This window comes from Paenibacillus darwinianus (genome assembly GCF_000598065.1).
In the GTDB taxonomy this organism is placed as follows: domain Bacteria; phylum Bacillota; class Bacilli; order Paenibacillales; family Paenibacillaceae; genus Paenibacillus_I; species Paenibacillus_I darwinianus.
The window spans coordinates 1-5,460 of the sequence record NZ_KK082200.1 but is presented as its reverse complement, the minus strand read 5'-3'; the positions used below and the strand labels follow the sequence as shown (position 1 = coordinate 5,460).

At 62.2% G+C, this 5,460-nt stretch carries 4 protein-coding genes; all 4 read right to left on the bottom strand.

From position 1 onward, the window contains the following. Positions 1 to 7: 7 nt before the first annotated feature. A complete protein-coding gene (gene coaW / locus BG52_RS13035; protein ID WP_223299013.1) occupies positions 8 to 886 on the bottom strand; it encodes a type II pantothenate kinase in 879 nt (292 codons plus the stop codon). Between the two features lie 836 nt (positions 887 to 1,722). Next, positions 1,723 to 2,967: a pyridoxal-phosphate-dependent aminotransferase family protein gene (locus tag BG52_RS13025; RefSeq protein WP_036583195.1), complete on the bottom strand. Its 1,245-nt coding sequence runs from the start codon at positions 2,965 to 2,967 to the stop codon at positions 1,723 to 1,725. Next, positions 2,964 to 4,220 carry an allantoate deiminase gene (allC, locus tag BG52_RS13020; RefSeq protein ID WP_051587791.1) on the bottom strand — a complete coding sequence of 419 codons (1,257 nt, stop codon included), beginning with the start codon at positions 4,218 to 4,220 and terminating at the stop codon, positions 2,964 to 2,966. The genes BG52_RS13025 and allC overlap by 4 nt, the downstream gene beginning before the upstream one ends. A 91-nt stretch (positions 4,221 to 4,311) precedes the next feature. Further along, a partial coding sequence (allB, locus tag BG52_RS13015; protein ID WP_051602338.1) for an allantoinase AllB occupies positions 4,312 to 5,460 on the bottom strand: 1,149 nt, incomplete at its 5' end.

Below are 5,460 nucleotides of genomic sequence, written 5' to 3'. Positions count from 1 at the left end.
GCCCGTTTCATTCGTTATAGCGCGGATCGGAACATCGCGAGTGCGGGGTAAGCGCCAGAAGCGCGCCGAGCGCCCCGCTGAACGCGCCGTTCGGCGCAAAATACGGCTCCGCTCCCCGAAAGCGCGTATACGAGGCAACCGCTTCCTGCAGCGGCCCGTTCCATTCGAACGACGAGCCGATGTAGACGATCACCTGTGCGGCGTGCTGCCCCGCCGCATGCACGCTGACGGTTGCGACCGTCTCGCCGACCATGCCGATCACCGAAGCCAGCACATCCTCCGCCGGGAAAACGGCGGACTCTTCAAGGCCCGCCGAACGGCGTATCGTCTCTTCCACACGGCCGAAATTGCTCGCCGTCAGATTCCCGTCGATCGGCGGGACCGCGCCCTCGTAAATATGGCTCACCTTCAGATCGGTCGCATCGCGTCTGCCGGCCTGGGCCACTTTAACGATGCTCCCGAAATCCCCAGTGCCCGCAAGCAGCCGCGAAAGGCCGAGTATCGTTCCGCCGCCGACACCCGTTCCGCCGACTCTTGCCGCGCCTTCGCGGCTCACGATGTGGATGGACGTTCCCGTGCCGACATTCGTCAGCAGGAACCGGTCCCACTGCTTGCCGCCTTGTTCAAGCAACCTTCTCGCGCCTTCACAGGTGGCTTCGAACTCCGACACGAATACCGCTGGACGTCCGAGCAGATTCAACAGCCTAGAGGCCCTTCCTCCCGTTAAACACAGCTGGGCTTCCGGCAGCTCGTTCCGGATCCACGCCGCAACCGACTCCAACGGATCGGAGGTCAGCTTGACGTAACGGATTGACCTGTCATTTTCCTCATATGCCACTTTCACGAGCGTGCCGCCCGCATCGATGCCTGCCTTCTCAATCGCCAATCCGGTTCCCTCCAGCCGTCGCGTCATCCCCATGCTGCACTACTTGTACCCCGACTATTCTACAGATAATCGAATCATCCCTCCAATGCCGTCATCGTTCGTTCAGGAAATACGCGGAGACGCTCTCATGCCGTACTCTCCGAGCCTGCGGCTTCTGCCTCGGGATGACTGAACTCCAGAAAGCAGTTCTGTCTTAGATACGTCAGAATCAGCGGACGCTGTCCGGCTTCGACGGCCAAACGGTCCAACTCGCGAAAACGCGGATCGTTCCGGCGGCTGTTCCGGAAGCCGATCTCCCCGTCCCGGCCATGCAAGTCCGACGCAAAGCGGCAGCCTGCGGCCGCTTGCCGAATTTGGGTTGATTATAGCACGGCGTGCGCGGCTGTCAAGCGACAACCTGCCTGGACCAGCCGGCGTCCATCCGCCTCGGTCAGCTCGCATCCCTGCTCAGCAACGATTCCGGTCCCGGGGCGTTGCGCTTCTTTTGCGCGGCGTGTCCGAGCAGCAGAATGGCTGTAACAACGGCGGTGGCGAACATCCATTTGCCGAAAGGGACCGCATCCGCAGCCGGCTTGTCGTTGACAACAGGAGGTATTATGGCCTCTGCTGACTTCTCATGGTAAATCTTGTTTCAACCGTAATTCGAATTGATGTTCGTGTTCCTCGGGCCGGAAATTTGCCTCCAGCTTCCTTCAGATTCCATCTCACGATGGACACCCTTGCTCTTGGCTAGTGGTTGGCCACTACCAGCCCCCACAGCGGACTTTCACCGCCTAGTTAATCGTCATGCGTGGCGCACCAAAATACGGCCCCGCTCTGGGGCCGTATTCGCTATGTCAAACCTCCGTATTCTCGTATACATCGAGCGCGGCCTGGAGTGCCGCCCCCGTATGGAGCTTCATCCCGTGGCGTGTCAGGACCGCCTCGAACGCGCCGAGCAGATGGAGCACGTTTTTCTGGCTGCAGCTGTAGCCCATCGTGCCGATGCGCCAGATTTTCCCCTTCAGGGGACCGAATGAGCCGGCGATCTCGATACCGAAACGCCGCAGCAGCATCGAGCGGACTGATTCACCGTCGATGCCGTCCGGAATGTCGACGCATGTTACGACCGGCAGCTTGCAGGCTGGGTCGCCGTACAGAGTGACTCCCATCGCGCTCAAACCCGCCGACAGCGCTTTTTCGTTAAGCCGGTGCCGCCCGAAGCGGGCTTCCAGGCCTTCCGCCAACGCGATGCGCAGCCCTTCCCGCAGGCCGTAAAGCATGGACGTCATCTCCGTATGGTGATTAAGCCTGGCCGGACTCCAGTAATCCTGCAACTGGCTGAGATCCAGATAGTTGCTTCGGATCGCCGGACCATCGTGCATGCCGGTTAAGGGCGAGTCGACGGATCCCTGAAGCCCTCTCTCGATTTTTTTGCGGGCAAGCAGTACGCGTTCCGCGCGTTCATTGTAGGTGACGGGCGCCATCCCGGATGGAACGGACAAGCATTTCTGCGTGCCGCCGATTACGGCATCGATATGCCAGGCGTCCGTCTCCACAGGCACGCCCCCGATCGTCGCGACCGCGTCAACGACGAACAAAACGCCGTATTCCCGGCATGCGGAGCCAATATCGGCGAGCGGCTGAAGGCGGCCGGTGGAGGTCTCGCCGTGCACCATCGCCAGGAGCTTGGGCCGGCTGGCGCGGATGGCGGCGATGACCTCCTCCGGATCGAAGACGGTGCCCCACGCCTTCTCCAATACCGCCACGTCGGCGCCGCAACGTTCGGCTATTTCCTGCAGCAGGTACCCGAATCTGCCGTAAATCGGAATCAGCACCCTGTCGCCGGGCGAAACCAGGCTGGTCAAAACGGCCTCTATGCCTGAACGCGAGGTTCCGTCCACCGGATAAGCCCATTGATTGGACGTGCGGAAAAGTGCGCGCAGCATGCCCATCGTATCGTTCATCAGCTCCGTAAAAGCGGGGTCGAACTGGCCGAGGATCGGATAGGACAGCGCGCGCAGCACGCGCGGATCGGCCTCCACCGGTCCGGGTGTCATGATTGTCCGCGGGGGCGGAGAAAGCTCGGCATAATAGGTCACGGCATCTGCTCCTCGTAGGCCAGCTCGTACAGCATTTCCATCAGAACCGAGACGCCGACCGCCAAGTCCTCCGGCGCCGTATATTCGTCGGGCGAGTGACTGACGCCGTCACGACTCGGCACGAACAGCATGGCGGTGGAGCAAATCGGCACAAACATCTGCCCGTCATGGCCCGCGCCGCTCATCATTCGCCGGTAAGGCACGTTTCGGTCCGTGCATATCCGCTCCAGCCGGCCGGTCAGCACCGTATCCATCGGAGTTGGCCGCGCCTGAAGCGCCGTGCGAATGTCGATAGTCAGGCCGCGCCGCTTGGCAATCGATTGAAAAGTGCACAGCACCGCGTCCGTAAAGCCGGTCAGCAGCGTTTCGGACGTATGGCGAATATCAACCGTGAACGTAACGAGACCGGCGATCACGTTCGGGATGTTCGGGACCGGTCGAAGCCGACCGACCGTCGCGACGAGCGGATCGCCGGCCTTCAGCGCGGCTCTCTCGAGCATCATTATCATCTCCGCCGCGCCGGACATGGCGTCCTTGCGCATCGGCATCGGCGTCGTTCCGGCATGGTTCGTTTCACCCGTCAGCGTGACGACATAGCGGCGCTGCCCGGCAATCGTTTCGACGATGCCGATTTTATCGCCGGTGCGCTCCAGCATCACCCCTTGCTCGATATGCGCCTCAACAAAGGCGGACAGATCGGTGCGCTTGCTGTCGGGCTGGTCCGGGCGGCCAAAGCCGGCCGCTTCCATGGCCTCGCGCAGCGTGACGCCTTGCGCGTCGCGGATCCCGTCGGCATCTTCCGCTGCGTAAGCGCCCGTGATGCTGCCCGAGCCCCAATAAGCGAGCGGAAAGCGGCTCCCCTCCTCCTCGCAGAACGATACGACTTCCAGCGGACGCCTGGGCGGACCGTACGTGTCCTTCAGATGGCGCACCGCCGTCAAGGCGGCCGCAATGCCATAAGCGCCATCGTAAATGCCGCCCGATCGGACCGTATCGATATGGGAGCCGGTCAGAATCACGCCGGTTTCGGTTTTGCGGCCCGGCAGCCTGCCGAACAGATTGCCGACCTTATCGCAGCGGACCTCGAGTCCGGCTTCTTTCATTTTTTCGGATAAATAAGTTTGGGCTTCCGACCAGGGCTTCGAATACAGCAGGCGTGTGACCCCGCCGTCCTGCTCCGCTCCGAAGGTGGACAACGTCTGCAGAAGCTCCGTTACGGAGACGGCGAAATCGGTGTTTGTGCCCATCGTCATCGCTGCTCTCCTCCTTTTCAATGCCGCCGGTTGGACGGAATCGTCCGCCGTGCTATACGGCATCGATTTATCTTTGGCAGGCGTCAAGCCGTTAAGGCGAGGCTATCGGCCATATCCGCTTTCCGTGTTCATAGGCTGTTTCGGTTGCGTCCGACTCCGGCCCGGAGCCGGACCGGTAAACGATTTCTCCTCTGCAGATTGTGGCGGCTACCTTGCAGCCGATCGTCATGCCCGCATATGGGCTGTGCTTATGCCGGTACAGAAGCTGCTCTTCATGCAGCGTATACGGATGCCGCATGTCGACCAAGGCCAGATCCGCGTCATAGCCGGTTGCGATCCGCCCTTTACGGCCGCCGAGGCCGAACCGCTCAGCCGGCTTCCGCGCCGTCAGATCGGCGACTGTGACGGGCGACCATCCGCGGCGGATGACGCCTTCGGAAAGCATGAGCTCCAGGCTGCTTTGCGCGCCCGATATTCCGCCCCATGCGGCGAAAAAACTCGCAGCCGCCGTTTTGAGCGGTGTCGGACAAGGCGAATGGTCGGAGGCGATCAGATCAATCATTCCTCCCTCAACAGCCTTCCAAAGCGCAGCCCGTTCATCGGCGCTTCTGAGAGGCGGCGCGCATTTCGCAACAGGTCCGAGCCTCTCCATGTCGTCCTCGGTAAGAAGCAGGTAGTGCGGGCAAGTTTCTGCCGTGACATCCAGGCCTCGTTCCCTGGCGGCGGCGATGCGGCCGGCCGCGGACGCGCTGCTGATATGCACGAAGTGGAGGCGGCAGCCCGTGAGCTCCGCGAACAACAGCGCTTTGTTGACCGCTTCCAGCTCGGCGACGACCGGCCGCGACGCCGCATAGTCGCGCGCTCCGGCACGGCCCTCCGCCCCTGCGGCCTCCGTAAGCGCCGCCGTGATACTGTCGCTTTCGGCATGCAGGGCGAGGAGCCCGCCGAAGGAAGCGATCCGCTTCATCCCTTCGTAAAGCGTCCAATCGTCGACCTGCCGGAAGCGCCCCTCTCCCTCGCCGCCGGGGTTGGAGATGAACGCCTTGAAGGCCGTTACGCCGGCATCTGCGAGCGGCTTCAACTGATCCAGATTGCCGGGCACAAGGCCTCCCCAGAACCCGTAATCGACGCGGGATCGCCCTTCGGCTAACGAGGCCTTGAGTCTGAGCGCTTCTGTTGTGACGGTGGGGGGGTTGCCGTTCAGCGGCATGTCGAGGTAAGCGGTGCAGCCGCCTGCCGC